Below are 17,842 nucleotides of genomic sequence, written 5' to 3'. Positions count from 1 at the left end.
GCACCGGTCGTAGCGCGTGGTCCAGCAGCCGCAGGCGGAGGTCGGGCAGCGCCGTGCCGACGACGCTCGCGGTCTCTTCGGGTCGGTCAGCTCGGTGTACGTCGCGTGGACGGTGGTCTCGGTGATCCCGTACATGTTCACCAGGGCGGGCCGGCCCGGGCCGTGCCAGGAGCGGAGGCGGGACGGTTCCAGCGCCTCCCCCGCGCATACGATCACCCGCAGGTCGGGCAGGGCGTCCGCGCCGGCCTCCGCCTCGGCCCGCAGGAGCTGGTAGAAGGCCGAGGGAGTCTGGTTCAGGGCGGTGACTCGCTCCCGGCGCAGCAGCGCCAGGAGGTCCCTGGGCGAGCGGGCCACGTCCTCCGGCACCACCACCAGCCGCCCGCCGCGGCCGAGAGCCGTCCACATCTCCCAGACGGAGACGTCGAAGGCGTAGGAGTGGAACAGGGCGTGTACGTCGGCGTCGAACCGGAACCGCTCGTCGGTCACGGCCAGCAGCCGTACGACATTGCGGTGGGTGACCAGGACACCCTTGGGCCGGCCGGTGGAACCGGAGGTGTAGATGACGTAGGCGACCGCCTCGGGGTCCACGGTCACGGCGGGCGGGTGCGCCGGGTGGGTGGCGGCCGTGTCGGGGCCGTGGAGGAGGATCTGCGGGTGCGGGACCGGCAGCGGGACGCCCGTGACGACGAGCACGGGGCCGGCTTCCGCGAGCACCCCCCGGATGCGCTCCTCGGGGTACGCCGGGTCCAGGGGCAGATAGCCCGCGCCCGACTTCAGCACCGCCAGGATCGCGACGACGAGGTCCGCCGAACGCTCCAGCACCAGGCCGACCAGGCGCTCCGGTCCGGCGCCGCGTTCGATCAGGAGGTGGGCGAGACGGTTGGCGCGCGCGTCGAGCTCCGCGTAGGGCAGGGTGGTGCCGCCGTGGGTGAGGGCCGGGGCTGTCGGCCGACGGCGCACCTGCGCGGCGAACAGGGCGGTCAGCGTGGCCGGCCCGGTGTCCCGGTCCGGGGCGGGGGCGGGGGCTTCGAGGTCGGCGCGCTCGTCCGGCAGCAGCAGGTCGAGGCGTCCCAGTGGTGCCGCCGGGTCGTCGGCCATCCGGTCGAGGACGGCGCACAGGCGGTCGAGCAGACGGCCGGCCGCGTCGGCGTCGAACACGTCGGTGCTGTGGTCGAGTTGGAGCCGCAGCCGGTCGCCGGGCACGGCGATCAGGGTCAGCGGGTAGTGGGTGCCGTCGCGGCCCTGGACCTCCCGCAGCTTCAGGCCGGGTACCAGGGTGGCCAGTTCCCCGTCGTCGACCGGATAGTTCTCGAAGACGACGACCGTGTCGAAGAGTTCGGCGTGCCCGGTGACCGTCTGCAGGGTCGTCAGGTCGGCGTGCTGGTGGTCGAGCATGGACAGTTGCTGGGCCCGCAGGTCCGCCAGGCAGTCGGCGACCGGCCGGCGTGGGTCGAGGCGGACCCGGACCGGCACGGTGTTGATCAGCAGGCCGACGATCCGCGCCGCGCCGGGCAGTTCGGCCGGCCGGCCGGAGACCGTGGCGCCGAACACCACGTCGTCCCGGCCGGTCAGGGCGCCGAGCAGGACCGCCCAGGCCAGTCGCACGACGATGCTGGTCGTCAGGCCGCCTTCCCGCGCCAGGGCCTCGACGCGGGCGGTGCACCCGGGGTCCAGCTCGACGGTCGTGCGGCCACGTGCCCCGGTGGCGCCGCGCCGGCCGGGGCCGCCGACCAGGGTCGGGCCGTCCACGGACGCCAGCAGCGAGCGCCAGGCCGATTCGTCCGCGCGGGCGTCCCTGGTGGCCAGCCAGTCGAGGAAGTCGCGGTACGGCGTGGCGGGCGGCAGCGGGTGACCGGCGTAGAGCGAGAACAGTTCGTGGACGACGATCGGCATGGACCAGCCGTCGACCAGGAGATGGTGGGTGGTCAGGACGAAGGTGTGCCGGTCGGCGGACCCGCGCAGCAGCGCGGCGCGCATCAGTGGGGGGTCGGCGAGGTCGAAGCGGCGTCGGCGGTCGGCGGCGAGGAAGTCCTCCAGGTCCTCCGGCGCGGGCCTCTCGTGCCACTCCACGGCGGAGCCCGGCACCACCACCTGGACGGGCCGGCCCGACGCACCGGGCCGGACACCGGCGGAGAGCTGCGGGTGGCGGCGCAGCAGGCGGTGCAGCGCGTCCCGCAACGCGTCGGCGTCCAGTGTCCCGTCGAGGTCGAAGACGAACTGGACGAGGTAGGGGTCCACCCCGTCGTGGTCGTAGAGCGAGTGGAAGAGCAGGCCCTGGGCCAGCGGCGGCAGCGGCAGTTCGCCGGTGGCGCGGGACCGGGCCCGGTCGACCAGCGCGCCCAGGACGTCGAACCACCGCTCGGCCAGGGCGGCGACACGCGTCGCGTCGAGCAGACCGCCGGGCCAGGACCAGTGGGCGACCAGTTCGGGGCCCTCCGGGCGGTCGGTGATCACCGTGTCCAGCTCGACGGCGTGGCTCATGGCCGGCCCGGCGCCGGTGGTCAGGCCGTCATCGGAGGGGGTCCCGGCGGCGGCCACGTCGGCCAGCACCGACCAGGGGCCTTCGCCGCCGACGCCGAAGCGGCCCAGGTAGTTGAAGGCGAACTGCGGCGTGGGGCGGGAGGCGAGGGCGGGAGCGCTCTGCGGGTTGAGATGGCGCAGCAGACCGCGGGTCAGTCCCGCGCGGCCGGAATCACGGGTGCGGGAGCGCACCTGGGCGACCGCGCCGTCCAGGGCGATCGGGTCGGTCCGCGCCTCGGCCCAGGAACAGCCGGGGTCGAGTACCACGGGACACAGGGTGGTGAACCAGCCGACGGTACGGGACAGGTCGAGGTTGTCCGCGAACTCCTCACGTCCGTGGCCCTCCAGGTCCACCGAAAGCGCGTCCGGGCCGCCCCGCCAGTCGGCGGCGGCCAGGGCGAACGCGGTGAGCAGCAGGTCCTGCACCGAGCAGTCGAATGCCGCGGTCGCGTCGCTCAGCAGACGCGCGGTGAGCGCGCCGGGCAGGGTGGCGGTGTGGCGGCGCCGGGTGTCCTCGGTGTCCGACGCGGGATCCAGGGGGCGCGCGGCGACCGGTGGTTCCACGGGCTCCGGCCGCTGGTGGGGGAACGCGTGCAGCACGGCCGGGTGATGGGCGTACCCCACCAGCGCCTTCGCCCACTGCGCGAAGGCGGTCCCGGTCGGTTGCAGCGTCGGGGTCCGGCCGCGGCGTACCGCGTCCCAGGCGGTGTCGAGGTCATCCCGGAGGATGCGCCAGGAGACGCCGTCGACCGCGAGATGGTGCACTGTGAGGGTCAGAGCGCCCGCCGTCCCGGGCCCGGGGTCCGACCAGCGCGCGTGCACCATCCGGCCGCTCTCCGGGTCGGTCGGCGGGCCCGGCCGGTTCAGCTCGACCGGCACGGTGGGCAGCACCTCCAGCGACCAGATCGGGCCCGTGACGGTCAGGGAGAGCCGCAGCATGGGGTGGTGGTCGACGAGGGCCTGCACCACCGCGCGGACCTGCTCCTCGGTGATGCCCACCGGGGTGCGCACCGTCAGGGACTGGACGAACCCGTGGAGTGTGCCGCCGCGTTCGCGCAGCCAGTGCATGACGGGCGTCAGCGGCACCGCGGAGTCGTCCGCGTCGTCCAGCGCGATCCGGCGCGCGGGGAGCCTGTCGTCCGCGAGTGCGGCGGCGAGTCCGGCGACGGTGGGGGTGCGGAAGACATCCGGGGTGGTGATCGCCAGACCGGCGCGCTGCGCCGCCGCCGCGAGTTGGATCGCCTGGATGCTGTCCCCGCCGAGCCGGAAGAAGTCCTGGTCGAGGGGGACGTCCGGCACGCCGAGCTGCTCGCCCACCAGCCCGGCGAGCAGTTTCTCGGCGGGCGTGCGCGGGGCCGCGCCGCTTCCGGCGCTGGGGGCGGCGACCGCGGACTCGAGCGCGGGCAGCGCGGCCCGGTCCAGTTTGCCGTTGCGGGTCAGGGGCAGCCGGTCCACGGCCACCACCGCGGCCGGCAGCATGTAAGCGGGCAGCCGGTCCCGCGCCCGGTCCAGCAGCGCCGCCGTGTCGAGGCCGTCGGCCGCACCGCCGGACGCGGTCACGTAGGAGACGAGCCGCCGCCCTCCCGGGCGCTCCTGAGCGACGGTCGCGGTTTGCCCGACCCGCGGGTCGGCTCGTAGCACGGCGTCGATCTCGCCCGTCTCGATCCGGTGACCGCGCAGCTTGACCTGTCCGTCGGCACGACCGGCGAACTCCAGCCGACCGTCCGCGCTCCACCGGGCCAGGTCGCCCGTGCGGTAGACGCGCGCCCCCGGCGGCCCCGACGGGTCGGGGACGAAGCGCTCCGCGGTCGCGCCCGCGCGCCCGACATAACCGCGCGCCACCCCCGCTCCCCCGAGGTACAGCTCCCCCACCGACCCCGGCGGCACGGGCCGCAACGCGTCGTCGAGGAGCAGCACCCGCTTGCCGTCCAGCGGGCCGCCGATGGGGACGGACACGGCGTCCGCAGGCAGTTGCGGGACCGCGTACCGGGTCGCGAAGACCGTGGTCTCGGTGGGCCCGTAGCCGTTGACGACGGTGAGTTGCGGCAGCGCCCGGCGCACCGCGCGGACGGCGTCCGGGGACACCACGTCCCCTCCGGTCCACACCTGGCGAACACCGGTCAGGCAGGCCGGGTCCTCGGCGGCGATGGCGTGGAAGAGTCCCGCGGTCAGCCACAGCCCGGTCACGCCGGTCTCCGCCACGGTCCGGGCCAGTTCGGCCGGGCCGAGGTGTCCCGGCGCGGCGACGACCACCTCGCCGCCGGTCAGGAGCGGCACCCACAGCTCCAGGTTGAACGCGTCGAAGGCGTGCGGCGAGTGCAGCAGGACCTTTTCCGCGCCGCCCTCGGACCACCAGCGGTCGGCGGCGAGCCCGGCCAGGGCGCCCTGGGTGATGCCGACCCCTTTGGGCCGGCCCGTGGAACCGGACGTGAACATCACGCAGGCGAGAGCGTCCGGTGACGCCCCGGCCCCGGCGGGCGCATCATCGGCGGCCGCGTCGGAGTGGGCTCGCACGTCCAGCAGGCGCAGACCGCGGTCGCGGGCGTAGGTCACGATGCCGTCACCCCCGGTGTGCCGGTCGGTGACCAGCAGCCACGCGTCCGCGTCGGACAGGACGGTCTCCTGCCGGGGCGACGCGTCGTCCCGGTGCAGGGGTACGTACGCCGCGCCCGCCCGCACCACCGCGACAGCGGCGACGACCAGGTCCACCGAGCGCTCCAGAAGCAGCGCGACAGTGCGCTCCGGCCCCGCACCGGCGGCGACCAGCGCACCGGCCAACGCAGCGGCACGCCCGTCCAGTTCGCGGTAGGTCAGGCGCTCACCCGTTCCGGCGCAGCGCACCGCGAAGCTATCCGGGGTACGGCGTACCTGGTCCGCGAACCTGTCGGCGGCGGTGTCGGCGGGTGCGGCCGAGGTGGGCGCGCCCGTGCCCAGGGCGGCCAGACGGCGGCGCTCCCCCGTGGTGGTGGTCGCCACTCGCGCCAGGGGCGTGTCGCGTTCGGCCCGCGCCACCTGCCTCAGCACGTGCGGGAAGCGGTCGGCGACGCCTCGCAGGAGGTCCTCGCCGTGGTTGGCGGGGTTGGCGTCGAAGTCGAGGCGCAGGTCGCCGTCACCGCGGTCGTGCGCGAAGAATGAGAGGTCCTCGGACGGCGGCGCCTGGAGGTTGCGGACGGTCGCGGTGAGCGGACCGAAGCGCAGCGGCCGGTCGAACCGCTGGATGTTGAGGACCGGCCCGAAGAACCTGCGGCCGTCGTCGGAAGGACCCACCTCCCGGCGCAGGCGCTCGCCCCGGTAACGCTGGTGCCGGCGTACCGCCCGCAGTTCTTCGGCCACTTCCTCGAGCAGGCGGCCGACGGACGCGCCCGGGTCGACGCGGAGCCGCAGCGGCAGGACGTTGGCCGTCATCGCCGGGACGAGGCGGACGAGTTCGGCGGACCGGCCGGCGACCGGCAGGCTCAGCACGACGTCCCGGTCACCGGTCATCGCGTGCAACTGGATCGCGGTGGCCGCGGTGAACAGCCGGGTCCAGCGGTGCCCGAGCCGCCGCGCGCCGTCCCTCAGCTCGATGAACTCCGCCGCCGGCACCACCCTGCTGGTGCGCAGCGACCGGTCCGACGCCGCCGCCGGACCCGCACCGAGCGTCGGGAAGTGCGACCGGCCCGCCAACCGCTCCCTCCATCGGTCGCCGTCCGCGTCGTGCTCGGCGGAACCGCGGTATGCCCTCTCGGCGTCGATCAGCGCCCGAAGCCCGCTCCAGCCGCTTGGTGGCACCGCGCTGCCCTCGTACAGATGGGTGTAGACCTCAGCGGCCCGTTCGGCGAACAGGGCCATGCCCGCCCCGTCGAGGGCGATGTGATGGACCCGGTGGAACAGCAGGGTGCGGTCGTCGCTCACGCGCAGCACCGCGCCGAAGAACAGCGGCCCCGCGTCGCAGCCTCCCGCCTCGGCCATGGCCGCCCGCATCCACGTCAGCGCCGCGGCGTCCGGGTCGGGCGTCTTGCGCAGGTCGACCGTCTCGACGACGTGCTCGGCATCGGCGACGAGCCACTGCGCGGGGGCCGCCGAACCGGCCGCTTGGATACGGACGTTCACCGCCTCGCAGTCGGCGGCCGTCCTGGCGACCGCCCTCGCCAGCAGGTCGACGGCGACCGGGCCGTCCAGCTCGAGGTACTCCGCCCACTGGTACGCGCCCGGCTCGCCGAACCCCCCGCGTTCGGCAAGCCATACCCCCAGCTGCGCGTCGGTGAGCGGCAGTTCAGCACGGTTGTCAGGCATGTGAGTGAGCGTCCCCATCCGTCCCGTCGGTGGTATGCCGACGACTGCCGTCCGATGTGTCCGTGTCGATCAGGAAACGATGCACACCATCGAAACACGGAAAGCAATGAACGAGTAAAGCAATGGCAATGTGAGGGATCTCACGATTGATCAGGGAAAGACAAAGACGCAGGTGGAGAGAGTCCTACGAGACGGAAGGAGGAATTTCAGCCGCACCCTAGGCTGCTTTACCTTCCTCGCCGGGAACTCGACCAAAAAGTCACGCCTATGGCCGATCCATTCCTCTCGCCGACGAGAAACCCTTACCGGCCTCATCGGTTCGAGGAGGCCACCTGAGGGCGAGGACGGACTGGGTGTCGGGGGCTCGGCCCGGCGCCGGTAGCCGCACGCCCCACACAGCCGGGCCGCCCACTCCTGCCCGCAGTCCTCACATGGCGGCCGACGAACCGCCTCGGAGGCCGCGACGGCCGCGCGTTCGCGCTCCGCCTGGTCCTGAGCGGCCGCACGGGCCGCGTCCGGCGCAACGGGGAGGCTAGCGAGGCGCCGCGAGTACGTCCCGGAGTACGTTCGCGAGCGTGACGCGGGCCAGCTCGCGTCTCAGGGTCTCCTCGATGCCCTCGTAGATGCCCTGCATCGCCGGCTGGATGCCGTAACCCACCACGCATCCCTGGTCCGGGGTGGTGCGGTGCATCGCGAACAGCGGGCCGGGTTCCACTGCCTCGTACACGTCGAGCAGGGTCATCGACCCCAGCTCGCGCGCCAGCGACCAGCCCGCGCCCACGCCCCGCCGGGACTCCACGAGCCCGGCCCTGCGCAGCTCGCCGAGCAGCCGCCTGATCACCACGGGGTTGGTGTTCGCGCTGGTCGCGATCTGCTCGGAGGTGGCGACCTCATGGCCCCGGCTCTGGTTTGGTTACTCACGCGAGGCGGCCGGCTGCGCGACCGCGGTCACGGTCGCCGGCGGGAAACCTGCTCGCGCCCCGTGACACCGGGGCTGCCACGTCGGCCGACGGTCAGCTGAGGGGCACGAGGACGCCGGTGTCGTGCCGGCCCGTCTCCGCTTCGTCCAGCAGCAGCGCGGCCAGCGTGGTGCGGGAGATCCTGGGCGGCAGCAGCGGGCGCCGCAGCTCCGCCAGCGGCACGATGCGGCGGGTGGGGCTGAGGCGGCCGTCCGTGACGTCCGGAGCGTGGAACACCGTGGCGCCGGCCTTCAGGGCGATCTCGTCGGCCTCGGCCTTCTCGGCCAGTTCCGATCCGACGAACACCCGCATCACGCCCGCGTAGATCAGGCCGCCGGACCGGCTCGACACGCCCGAGCCCAGCGCCCCGAGCCATACCGTGCGGACATTCGCCGCGGCGAGCCTCCTGGCCCCGGCGACCAGCGCGCCCGGGCCGTCGCCCTTGCCGATGCCGATGGCCGAGACGACCACGTCGACGTCGGTCAGGTCGGGAAAGCTCTGCGGGGCGGTGACGTCAGCCTGCCGGATCTCGACCTGCCGCGGCGCGGGCACGGTGACCTTGGCCGACGTGCGGGCCAGGGCCACGACCTCGTGTCCGCGCTCCAGCGCCTGGTCGACGAGCGTGCCGCCGGTCCGGCCCGACGCTCCGAGTACTGCGATGCGCATGATCATCCACTCCCTGACTGAACAACCGTTGGTGAGTTAAGTAAACAACTGTTGGTTACCGGTGTCAAAGTGAGGCGACCTGTAAGGTGAACACCTGTTGCTGAACCGTTCACCCTGGCCGGAAGGGAGCGAAGGTGTCGTCTCAGAAGTGGTCCGCTCCCCGTCGCCGCAATCCGCGCGGGCAGGGACAGGTGCTCAAGGCCCAGCTTGTGGAGGCCGCGGCCAAGCTGCTGGCCACTCTCGATCAACCGGAGACGCTGACACTCCGGCAGGTCGCGCGTGAGGTCGGGGTGGCGCCGGCCAGCATCTACAGCCACTTCCCCGACCTGAGCGCACTGATCCAGCACGTGCTGCGGCTGCGCTACGAGGAACTGGCCCGGCTGATGGACGAGGCCGCGCAGCCCGCCGCGAGCCCACTGGCCGACCTCGTCGCCCGGTGCGCGGCCTATGTGCACTGGGGAGTCGACCAGCGCGGCCACTACCGCACTCTCTTCGGCGGCCGGATGCCTTCCGACCTCGTCCCTGGGACGGCCCACGGCGCCGGGGCCGAGCTGCTCGGCGCCGTCGTCGCCTCCCTGGCGGCTGCCACGACCGGGGAGCGGAAGCGGTGCACGGCGGATCAGCAGTGGCAGGCCGGACTCATGCTCTGGACCGCCCTGCACGGTCTGGTCAGCCTCTACAACGACCACGGCACCATCCCCTGGCCGCCCTTGGACGGTCTGATCACCGACCTGCTCAGCTTGCACACCGGCCGGCCGGCGGCCGAGATCGAAGCCCTCCTGCCCCAGGGTGAGGGGGCGTCCGGGCCTGCCGGTCTCCGAGGTACGTAAGGGCCGTGGCATCGGCATGGGCGACCTGCTTCTGCCTCCTGCGAGCGGACGTGGCGCCGCGCCGGTGGCCGGTGGCCGGTGGGGCGGCCATGTGTCCGCCTGTCAGATGCCCAGCACGCGCCGGGCGTTCAGATGGGCGATTTTCTCCTTCACCTCGGGTGAAAGGTCGCACTTCTCGATCGAGTCCACCGCTTCGCCGGTGGACTCGTACGGGTAGTCGATCGCGAACATGACCGCTTCGGCCCCGATGCTCAGCACGGCGGCCTGCACGGCCTCCGGGGCCAGTACCCCGCTTGTGGTGATCAGGATGTTGCTCCCGAAGTACTGCGACGGCATCCGCTCAAGCGGCGCGTCGACCTGGAGCGAGCGGTAGCGCGAGTCGAAACGGGAGCGCTGGAACGGCAGGAACTCGCCGAGGTGCCCGAGGATCAGGGTCGCACCGGGGTGCCGGTCGAACACTCCGGCATAGATCAGCCGCATGGCGTGGCCGCCGGTCTCGGCCTGCCAACTCCAGCTGGCCCCGTACATCTCCGGCCGTCCGCGCATCACGTGCCAGTCATCGCGGGGCAGTGAGCCGGGGTGGAGGTACAACGGCACACGGAGTTCCTCCAGTGCGCTCCACAGATCCCCGTACGCGGGATGGTCCAGGTACCGGCCCTGCGTGTGGTCGTTGACCAGCGCTCCCCTGAAGCCGAGCTGTTCGACGCAACGTTCGAGTTCGATCACGGCGGCGGCGGGGTCCTGCAGCGGCAGGGCGGCGAACCCCTTGAAGCGGGTCGGGTGGCGGGCGATGGTCCGGGCCAGGTGATCGTTGGCGAACCGGGCGTTGTCGACGGCGGCGCCGGCGTCGGTGTCGGCCTGGATGCCGGGGACGCTCAGCGACAGGACCTGGATGTCGATGCCGTGCGCGTCCATCTCGGGAAGACGGTACTCCTCGAAGTCCGCCAGGCGGCGTCGGCAGTCCTTGGCGTACTCGTTGCTGACCTGGATCTTCTGGGGCGTGGAGGGCTGTCGCGCGAACAGCTCCGGGATGGTGAAGGCTTCTTCCAGCGCGATGTAGGTCATGGCGGGACTCCTTCGTCACATGTCCTTGTGGTGGTGTGCCGGTGGCCGGCGGCGGCGGAAAGAGCCCGAGGACCGGCTGCCTGCCGGGCGGGGGCGAGACGTGTCCGCCCCCGCCCGACGGATTCCGGACGGCCCGGCCCGCTGCCGGGGGCGGTGCCGCCCGGTCAGCCGTTCGGTGACCGGGACGCGACGGAGCCGGCAACGGTGCCGTCGCGCATGCGGTGGGCGGCGCCGATGTGGGCGTACCAGTCGATGAGTTCGGGTCTGTCGACGCTGCCGGGATCGACCACGGAGCGCTGGGCGTCTCCGCGCAACAGACGTTTCACGGGGACACCGGCTGGCGGGAGACGGGACCGACGGACCCTGCGGCAGCGGGTGCGCCACTACCACGACCCCCCACTGTTCCTCTGCCGCCGCCGTCCACCGGTATCGCACTTACTGGCAGTTGGCGGACTCCGGTCCAACGGACAGGCGGGTCGGGGGTGCCGTTCCTGAGCGCCGTCGCGTTTGGGCCGCGCGGAAGGCTCCCGGTGCCTGCCGCGCGTGCACCTATACGTCCGGGTGCTCGGACTCGTATGCCGCACCGGGCAGTTGGGTCAGGTGCCGGTGCAGGACGGCCCGGATGGTGTCCTGACTCATGCGGTCGGGGTGGAGCGTCGCGCCAAGGGCGAGTCCGTCGAGTAGTGCGGCGAGATGCTCCGCCGCCACCGGATCGTCCACGCCCAGACGGTGCAGCAGACGTCCGGCGACGTCCCGCAGCCCGTCGTGGAGCTCGGCGGCGATCTCGCCCAGGGCGGGATCGGTGCGGGCAGCCGCGAGGAAGTCCAGCCAGACCGCGGTCTCGTCGGCGCGCGCCGCGTCGAGCGGCAGGAACTGACCCGCCACCTCCTGCGCCACCAGGTACGGATCGTCCCCGGGGTGCCGCCGCTCCCGCTGGGCCGCCACTCGGACGTCCACGCGGCGCACCATCTCGCGGGCCGCGGCCATCAGGAGCTCGCGGTGGCTGGCGAAGTAGTGCCGTACGGACCCGACGGCGAGGCCGGCCTCGGCGGCGACGTTCCGGAGTGTGGCCTGCTGAATGCCGCCGCGGGCCACGACCCGGAAGACGGCGTCCACGACGTCGCGGCGGCGCTGCTCGGGATCGACCATCTTCGGCATCCGGCTTTTATAGCACGACCGTGCTACGGTTTTATTTGGCACGAAGGTGCTAAAAAAACGGCTGATGCCGCAGCACGCCGTCCCGGTGATCAGGATCAAGGAGAAGCCATGGACCCGTCGGAGCCGACCTCTTCACCTTCAGTACCGCAGTCGGCCCGGCCGTCGGCGCCCGCGCGTTCGCGCCACCTCGGCCGCCTGGCCCGCCTGGCCGTCGACCTGGGCATCTCGCCCCTCGCGTACTACGGCTGCCTCCTCGCGGGCCTGGCCACACTCCCCGCGCTCCTGACCGCGACCGGCGTCGCGGCCCTCTGGCTCGCCGCCACCGTCCTGCACGACCGGCGTGCCGACGGCCTGGCCCTCGCCATGCTCCTCATGTACGGATTCTCGGCCGCCTTCGCCGCCGTGACCTCCGAACCCCGGCCGCTGCTCCTGCGTGACCCCCTGGTCAGTGCCCTCGCCGGACTCGTGTTCCTCACCAGCTGCCTCACCGCCACCCCCGCCACCGCCTATCTGGCCGGCAAGCTGCACGGTCAACCGTCGCACGAGCCGATCCTGCTCCGCGCGCACCGCACGGAGACGCTGGTGTGCGGTGCCGGACTCCTGGCAGAGGCCGTGGCGCGTGTGCTGCTCGTGCTGACCCTGCCGGTGTCCACAGCCGCCTCCCTCACGCCACCGCTGGAATTCGCCGTCCTCATCCCGCTCGTCGTGTGGATGATCCGCCACCGCAGGAACGCGCGCACCCGTCTCACCGCCCAAGTGCCTCCGCGGACGCAGGACCCCGAGCCCGCGCCGCCGTCGGTCGCCTCCGTCCTCGAACGCCATCGCGGAGGTGCGCGATGAGGACCGTGGACAGCACGCCCGCCGCGGACGGCTTCCGCATGCCGGCGGAATGGGAACCGCACGACGGATGCTTGATGGCGTGGCCGCAGAACGGTTACGTCTGGCGCGAAGGAGCCCGCCCCGCCCAGCGCGCCCTCGCCGCCCTCGCCAACGCCGTCGCGGACACCGGGGAGGCAGTCACCGTCACGGTCACCGGCGACCAGTACGCACACGCCCGCTCCCGCCTCGACTCCCGCGTCCGCGTGGTGGAGACGACCAGTTGGCTGGGCTGGGCCCGGGACATCGCCCCCACCTTCGTGGTCGACGGCACCGGGCGGCGCCGCGGCGTGGACTTCGTCTTCAACGGCTACGGCGACCGCTACCCGTACTGGGCCGCCGACGACCAGTACGCCCAAAGGGTGCTCGACCTCACCGCCACCGACCGCTACCGCGCCCCGCTCGTGCTGGAGGGCGGCTCCTTCCACGTCGACGGGCAGGGAACCGCCCTCGTCACGGCCGAGACCCTGCTCGACCCCGCCCGCAACGACGCCCCCTCACGCACCGCCATGCATCACCTCATGGCCGCCTACCTCGGAGTGAGGCGCACCGTGTGGATCGAGTGGGGCCTCGCCCACGACGGGACACGGGGCCACGTGGACAACATGGCGTGCTTCGCCGCCCCCGGGGTGGTCTGTCTGACCTGGACCGACGACACGAGCGACCCCCAGTACGAGCGCAGCGCACGCGCCCTGGAAGACCTGAGAGACGTCCAGGACGCCAGAGGCCGTACCCTCCGGGTGGAGAAACTGCCGCTGCCCGGCCCGCTGTACGCCACCGAGGCCGAGCTTCGAGGCATCGACCGTCACGGCATCCCGGCCACCGGCACCGTGCCACACCCCCGGCTCGCCGCCTCCTACACCAACTTCTACGCCACGCAAGACCACCTCTTCGTCCCGCTGCTCGACCCCGAACACGACGACGAAGCCCTCACCCGCCTCGCCAGGATCCACCCGCACCACACGATCGTCGGCCTCCCCACCCGCGAACTCCTCCTCGGCGGCGGCAACATCCACTGCGCCACCCAGCAGATACCGAGCAGCGGTGCGGCCGCGACGGGTCCTGGCAGTGGAGTCGGGCGGCGCCCATGATCGAACCGTTCATACGCCCCGAATCCCGTCGAACACGCTGACCGGTGACCGAGTCAGCGTGGGGCGCACGTCGCCTCGCGCGCCGGACCGGACGGCTTCGAGCGCGATCACGGGTCGGCACACCAGGACGCCGGCACCCCGGGCCACGCGTCCCGCCACCACTGTCCGAACCTGAACCGGGTACAGCGCCCGGACGGCTCCTGGTACACGCTGTCGGTTCTGCTGGCCGAGGGGCCCCGGGCCGACCGTGGGAAAGGGGCCACCGTGGCGTGGCCCACCCCGAACACCTGTCCCTGGCCCCGGACGGGCCGCAGGACAGCTCCTTCCGCCGCCTCTCCCGGAGGACGACCCCGCACATGAGTGTCCGCCCCGCACGTGGATGCGCGCCGCACGGGCGCGCATCCAGGGGGAGCATCAGCGCGGCAGGGTTGTCGAGTCGATGTAGGCGGTCGTGGCAGACTGCGGCTGCTCATGAGCGGGGCCGTCCAGCGGGTCCCAGGAGTTCGTGTGCCAGACGTTCTGCATGAAGGCCGACGGCTTGCGAGGGATGCGGTTCGTCGGGCCCCGGTAGTCCCACAGAATGTTCTTGGTGCCGTCGTCGTTGTACGTCCAGAAGGTCACCGAACCGGGCTGCCAGTCGAACATGTACGTGTGGAACTGGGTCGCCGAATTGAACCCTTCGATCGGTGTGACGCTTTCCGGGCTGTTCTCGCCCTCCTTGGGGTCCGTGCACTCCCCGCCGAGCTGGGTGACGAAGCAGTTGTACAGGACTTTCCCGGTGCGCATGTCGATCGCCCGGGAGATCTTCCGTACCTTCCCGGTCGATTCGCTGTAGTCGGTCCAGATCGTCAGCCACAGCACGTGGGGCTGGGCGCACAGGACTTCGACGTCGATCTCGTCGTTGTCGGGCACGCCGTTGCCATTGGCGTCGGAATGGTCCGAGGCATAGGTGAACGTTCCCGTGACCACCCCGACGCGCCCCTGGCCCGTACAGTCCGCCGTGCGGATACGGGTGCCGTAGGTTCCGTATCCGTAGCTCTCGTCGTTACTCGCGATCTCCACTCCGCCCCCGGGGCCCGCTGCCGGCTTGGGGTTGAGCCGCATGCGCAGCGCCTTGCCGTCCTCGGCCCCGGTATGGGAGACCGGTTCGGGGCTGCCGCCCGGCGCACCCGTGCTGGAGAGGTAGGGGGAGTCACCGGTCCAGTTCTCGACGACGAGTGGTGCCGCACTTGCGGGGGCGGTGCAGACGACGAAAGCCGCCACAACGGCTGTCACCGCTAACTTGCGGCCGGTGCGTGGGGTCCGGAGGTTCATGGCTCTCCTCGGGTGTGGGGGTTCCCGTTGGTGTGCGGGCCGGCACAACAGCCAGTCCGCGGATGGTGGCTGAGAGGATCTCGGCTGGTGGGACGGCGGGGCCGTCATGGCGGCAGCCGGCGGCGGCCCAACCGGGGTGAGTGCACGGTGGCGTACCCGACCCCGGTCCCGCCCCCGACCATGACGCGGCAACTTTACCCGCCTCACGCGTCGAGACCACCGCGGGACATCAACTGGGAGGCGATCACACCACGCTGGATCTCGTTGGTGCCCTCTCCGACAATCATCAGCGGAGCGTCACGGAAGTAGCGCTCGACGTCGTACTCCGTGGAGTATCCGTAACCCCCGTGCACCCGCACCGCGTTGAGCGCGATCTCCATGGCCACCTCGGAGGCGAACAGCTTCGCCATGCCCGCCTCCATATCGACCCGCCGTCCGGCGTCGGCCTCACGTGCCGCGTGCAACGTCAGTTGCCGGGCCGCGCTGAGCTTGGTCGCCATGTCCGCCAGGTAGTTGCCGACGGACTGGTGCCGCCAGATCGGCTTGCCGAAACTCTCCCGCTCCCGGGCGTAGTTCAGGGCGTCTTCCAGTGCTGCCCGCGCAACTCCCAGTGCCCGTGCGGCCACTTGGATCCGACCGGTCTCCAGCCCCTTCATCATCTGCGGGAACCCCTTGCCCTCCTGGCCTCCGAGCACGGCGTGGGCGGGGGCGCGGAAGTCGTCGAAGGAGATCTCACAGCTTTCGACCCCCTTGTATCCGAGCTTGGGCAGATCCCGGGAGACGTACAGGCCGGGTCCGTGCTCGACCAGCAGGATCGAGATGCCCTGGTGCCGCGGCTCCGCCGCCGGGTCCGTCTTGCACAACAGCGCGATGAGCCGCGACCGGCGCGAGTTGGTGATCCACGTCTTGGTGCCGTTGACCACGTATCCGTCCCCGTCACGGCGGGCGGTGGTCGTCAGGGCTTGCAGATCGGAGCCGCCACCGGGCTCGGTGAGGGCCATCGTCGCACGGACCTCGCCGGTGGCCATGCGGGGGAGATAGTGGCGCTTCTGCTCCTCGGTGCCGAAGAGCAGCACCAGCTTGGCGACCACGGTGTGCCCGCCCATCGCGCCGGCCAGGCTCATCCACCCCCGCGCCAGCTCCTCGGTGATCAGCACATAGCAGGGGGTGGAGACCGGAGTGCCGCCATACTCTTCGGGGATCGCCAGCCCGAAGATGCCCAGCTCCTTCATCTGCTCGATGAGCTTGTCGGGATAGGTGTTCGTCCGCTCCAGTTCGTGGACGACCGGCTTGGCCTCCTGGTCGACGAAATCCCCTACGGTCTGCACGATCATGCGCTCTTCGTCGCCGAGGATGTCCAGGGTGCTCATGTTCCCCCGATTCAAATCACGCCGTCGGCGCGGAGCTTGTCGATGTCGCTCTCACTGCGGCCCAGGGCTGCGAGGATGGACGCGGTGTGCTGTCCGGCCGCCGGTACGGGCCCCATGCGGGGGGCGACCCCGGTGAGAGTCGCCGGTGGGAGCAGGGCTTCGACGGTTCCGCCCGGAATCCCGACCGTCCGCCAGCGGTCCCGCTCGGACAGCACGGGGTGGTCGAGGAACTGCTCGACCGTGTTGAGGCCCGCATTGGCGATCGCCGCCTCGTCGAGCAGCTCCATCGCCCGCTCACCGTCGAGTTGGGCGAACCGCCCGGCGACGACGCTGTTCAGCTCCTCGCGGTGGGCGACACGCAGCGAGCCGGTGGCGAACCGAGGGTCCTCGGCGAGTGACGCGTCGCCGAGGAAGTGGCGGCACAGGGACGACCATTCGCGCTCATTCTGCACCGACAGCAGCACCGTCCTGCCGTCCGCGGCGGTGAAGGGGCCGTACGGCGCGATCGTCGCGTGCTGCGCACCGACCCGCTGCGGCTGCTTCCCCCCGTAGCGGGTGTAGTAGGCGGGCTGGCCCATCCACTCGGCGAGGGCGTCGAACAGACACACCTCGACGGCGGGCACCCGGCCCATCGTGGCCCGGGTGTACAGCGCGGACAGAATCCCGGAGTAGGCGTACATCCCGGCCGCGATGTCGGCGATCGAGATGCCCACCTTGGCCGGCTCCGATTCGCTGCCGGTGAGCGAGACCAGTCCCGTCTCACACTGGATGAGCAGGTCGTACGCCTTTCGGCCGGCCCAGGAGCCGCTGCTGCCGTAGCCGGAGATGTCACACACCACCAGCGACGTGTGCACCCGCCTCAGGGAGTCCGCGTCCAGCCCCAGCCGGGCGGCCGCGCCGGGCGCGAGATTCTGGACGAACACATCCGCCCCGTCGAGCAGGTCGTCGAGGATTTTCCGTCCGGCCTCGGACTTGATGTCCAGGCTCACGGACTCCTTGGACCTGTTGAGCCAGACGAAGTAGCTCGCCTGCCCGCGCACGGATTCGTCGTAACGCCGGGCGAAGTCGCCGCCCCCCGGCCGTTCGACCTTGATGACCCGCGCGCCGAGATCCGCCAGCTGCCGGGTGGCGAACGGGGCGGCGACGGCCTGCTCGAGGCTGACGACGGTGATGCCCTCAAGGGGCAGACCGCTCCCTGAGCTCTCCGAGGACCGGGCGAGGGATGCCATGGCTTCCTTCCCTGAGGTGGGCGGGGTCCGCCGGAGCGCACCCAATGCCAATAATTTGTACGGTCAACCTGCGAGCGCGGTCAACCCCGACTGTCTGCGGCTTCCCAATTTTCCAGCAGCACAACGGTTGACAGGAAAGATGTGGCCTCACAGACTGAGCCGCAGATTCATACGGACAAATATTGCCGATGGCGAACGGTACACGCGAGGCCGGCAGGGAGCCGTCTTGCGGAGGACCGCTCGGCGCAGGCCCGGCGGGCAGACGCCGGAACGCCGCGAAGAGCGCCGCGGGGACGCAACGAAGGAACGAGCCGATGAGCACGAGCGATCCACACTCCACGCACTTGTCCACGCAGCAGCCGACCGTATGCCGGGACGGACCCAGGTGGCCCCGGTGCGGGACGAGCGCGCCCTCACCGCGGCCGGTGTCGGCCTGCCCGAGGACGGGGCATGAACGGCGCACCGGACCGCACGATCGACCGGCCACTC

Annotated in this window: 10 protein-coding genes and 2 pseudogenes; 3 read left to right on the top strand and 9 right to left on the bottom strand. The window is 71.8% G+C overall.

Features of this window, described 5'->3' with window-relative positions; genetic code table 11:
- Position 1: 1 nt before the first annotated feature.
- From BLV72_RS49240 to BLV72_RS01270, 3 genes and pseudogenes are all read right to left on the bottom strand, one after another.
- Positions 2–6,795: pseudogene (locus BLV72_RS49240) on the bottom strand (amino acid adenylation domain-containing protein); the annotation flags it as partial.
- A gap of 532 nt (positions 6,796–7,327) precedes the next feature.
- Positions 7,328–7,702, bottom strand: a pseudogene (locus BLV72_RS01275) (Rrf2 family transcriptional regulator); the annotation flags it as partial.
- Positions 7,703–7,808: 106 nt separating this feature from the next.
- The gene (locus tag BLV72_RS01270) at positions 7,809–8,420 is read right to left on the bottom strand and encodes an NAD(P)-dependent oxidoreductase (protein WP_167746234.1); all 612 of its coding nucleotides are present in this window, start codon (positions 8,418–8,420) and stop codon (positions 7,809–7,811) included.
- 134 nt (positions 8,421–8,554) lie between these two features.
- On the opposite strand from BLV72_RS01270, the gene BLV72_RS01265 reads away from it, so the two are divergent.
- The gene (locus BLV72_RS01265; protein WP_093459679.1) at positions 8,555–9,250 is read left to right on the top strand and encodes a TetR/AcrR family transcriptional regulator; all 696 of its coding nucleotides are present in this window, start codon (positions 8,555–8,557) and stop codon (positions 9,248–9,250) included.
- A 102-nt stretch (positions 9,251–9,352) separates the two neighbouring features.
- Here the strand turns inward: BLV72_RS01265 and BLV72_RS01260 are convergent, their stop codons facing one another.
- From BLV72_RS01260 to BLV72_RS01255, 3 genes are all read right to left on the bottom strand, one after another.
- On the bottom strand, positions 9,353–10,315 hold the full coding sequence (locus BLV72_RS01260) for an amidohydrolase family protein (RefSeq protein WP_093459677.1): 963 nt from the start codon (positions 10,313–10,315) through the stop codon (positions 9,353–9,355).
- A 164-nt stretch (positions 10,316–10,479) separates the two neighbouring features.
- A complete protein-coding gene (locus BLV72_RS47650) occupies positions 10,480–10,641 on the bottom strand; it encodes a hypothetical protein (RefSeq protein ID WP_167746233.1) in 162 nt (53 codons plus the stop codon).
- A gap of 223 nt (positions 10,642–10,864) precedes the next feature.
- Entirely contained in the window at positions 10,865–11,473 is a 609-nt protein-coding gene (locus BLV72_RS01255) for a TetR/AcrR family transcriptional regulator (protein WP_093459676.1), read from the bottom strand.
- Positions 11,474–11,581: 108 nt separating this feature from the next.
- Between BLV72_RS01255 and BLV72_RS01250 the strand changes: the two genes are divergently transcribed.
- Both BLV72_RS01250 and aguA read left to right on the top strand, forming a co-directional pair.
- Complete coding sequence (locus tag BLV72_RS01250) at positions 11,582–12,313, top strand: VC0807 family protein (protein WP_093459674.1); 732 nt, start codon at positions 11,582–11,584, stop codon at positions 12,311–12,313.
- Positions 12,310–13,440: an agmatine deiminase gene (aguA, locus tag BLV72_RS01245; protein WP_093459673.1), complete on the top strand. Its 1,131-nt coding sequence runs from the start codon at positions 12,310–12,312 to the stop codon at positions 13,438–13,440. Before BLV72_RS01250 ends, aguA begins: the two co-directional genes overlap by 4 nt.
- 414 nt (positions 13,441–13,854) lie before the next feature.
- Here the strand turns inward: aguA and BLV72_RS01240 are convergent, their stop codons facing one another.
- The 3 genes from BLV72_RS01240 to BLV72_RS01230 form a co-directional block, all read right to left on the bottom strand.
- The gene (locus BLV72_RS01240) at positions 13,855–14,754 is read right to left on the bottom strand and encodes a glycoside hydrolase family 16 protein (RefSeq protein WP_167746232.1); all 900 of its coding nucleotides are present in this window, start codon (positions 14,752–14,754) and stop codon (positions 13,855–13,857) included.
- 203 nt (positions 14,755–14,957) lie between these two features.
- Positions 14,958–16,124 carry an acyl-CoA dehydrogenase family protein gene (locus tag BLV72_RS01235; RefSeq protein ID WP_093459670.1) on the bottom strand — a complete coding sequence of 389 codons (1,167 nt, stop codon included), beginning with the start codon at positions 16,122–16,124 and terminating at the stop codon, positions 14,958–14,960.
- Between the two features lie 11 nt (positions 16,125–16,135).
- Positions 16,136–17,353, bottom strand: coding sequence for a CaiB/BaiF CoA transferase family protein (locus BLV72_RS01230; protein WP_093459668.1), 1,218 nt, complete (start codon positions 17,351–17,353; stop codon positions 16,136–16,138).
- Between the last annotated feature and the right edge of the window lie 489 nt (positions 17,354–17,842).

Source organism: Streptomyces melanosporofaciens (assembly GCF_900105695.1).
In the GTDB taxonomy this organism is placed as follows: Bacteria; Actinomycetota; Actinomycetes; order Streptomycetales; family Streptomycetaceae; genus Streptomyces; species Streptomyces antimycoticus.
This window is presented reverse-complemented; position numbering and strand designations above follow the sequence as displayed.

Bases quoted from the DNA above. Each gene is read 5' to 3' on its own strand.
- BLV72_RS01250 (WP_093459674.1), top strand. From the start codon at position 11,582: ATGGACCCGTCGGAGCCGACCTCTTCACCTTCAGTACCGCAGTCGGCC.
- BLV72_RS01240 (WP_167746232.1), bottom strand. From the start codon at position 14,754: ATGAACCTCCGGACCCCACGCACCGGCCGCAAGTTAGCGGTGACAGCC.
- BLV72_RS01255 (WP_093459676.1), bottom strand. From the start codon at position 11,473: ATGCCGAAGATGGTCGATCCCGAGCAGCGCCGCCGCGACGTCGTGGAC.
- BLV72_RS01230 (WP_093459668.1), bottom strand. From the start codon at position 17,353: ATGGCATCCCTCGCCCGGTCCTCGGAGAGCTCAGGGAGCGGTCTGCCC.
- aguA (WP_093459673.1), top strand. From the start codon at position 12,310: ATGAGGACCGTGGACAGCACGCCCGCCGCGGACGGCTTCCGCATGCCG.
- BLV72_RS01235 (WP_093459670.1), bottom strand. From the start codon at position 16,124: ATGAGCACCCTGGACATCCTCGGCGACGAAGAGCGCATGATCGTGCAG.
- BLV72_RS01260 (WP_093459677.1), bottom strand. From the start codon at position 10,315: ATGACCTACATCGCGCTGGAAGAAGCCTTCACCATCCCGGAGCTGTTC.
- BLV72_RS01270 (WP_167746234.1), bottom strand. From the start codon at position 8,420: ATGCGCATCGCAGTACTCGGAGCGTCGGGCCGGACCGGCGGCACGCTC.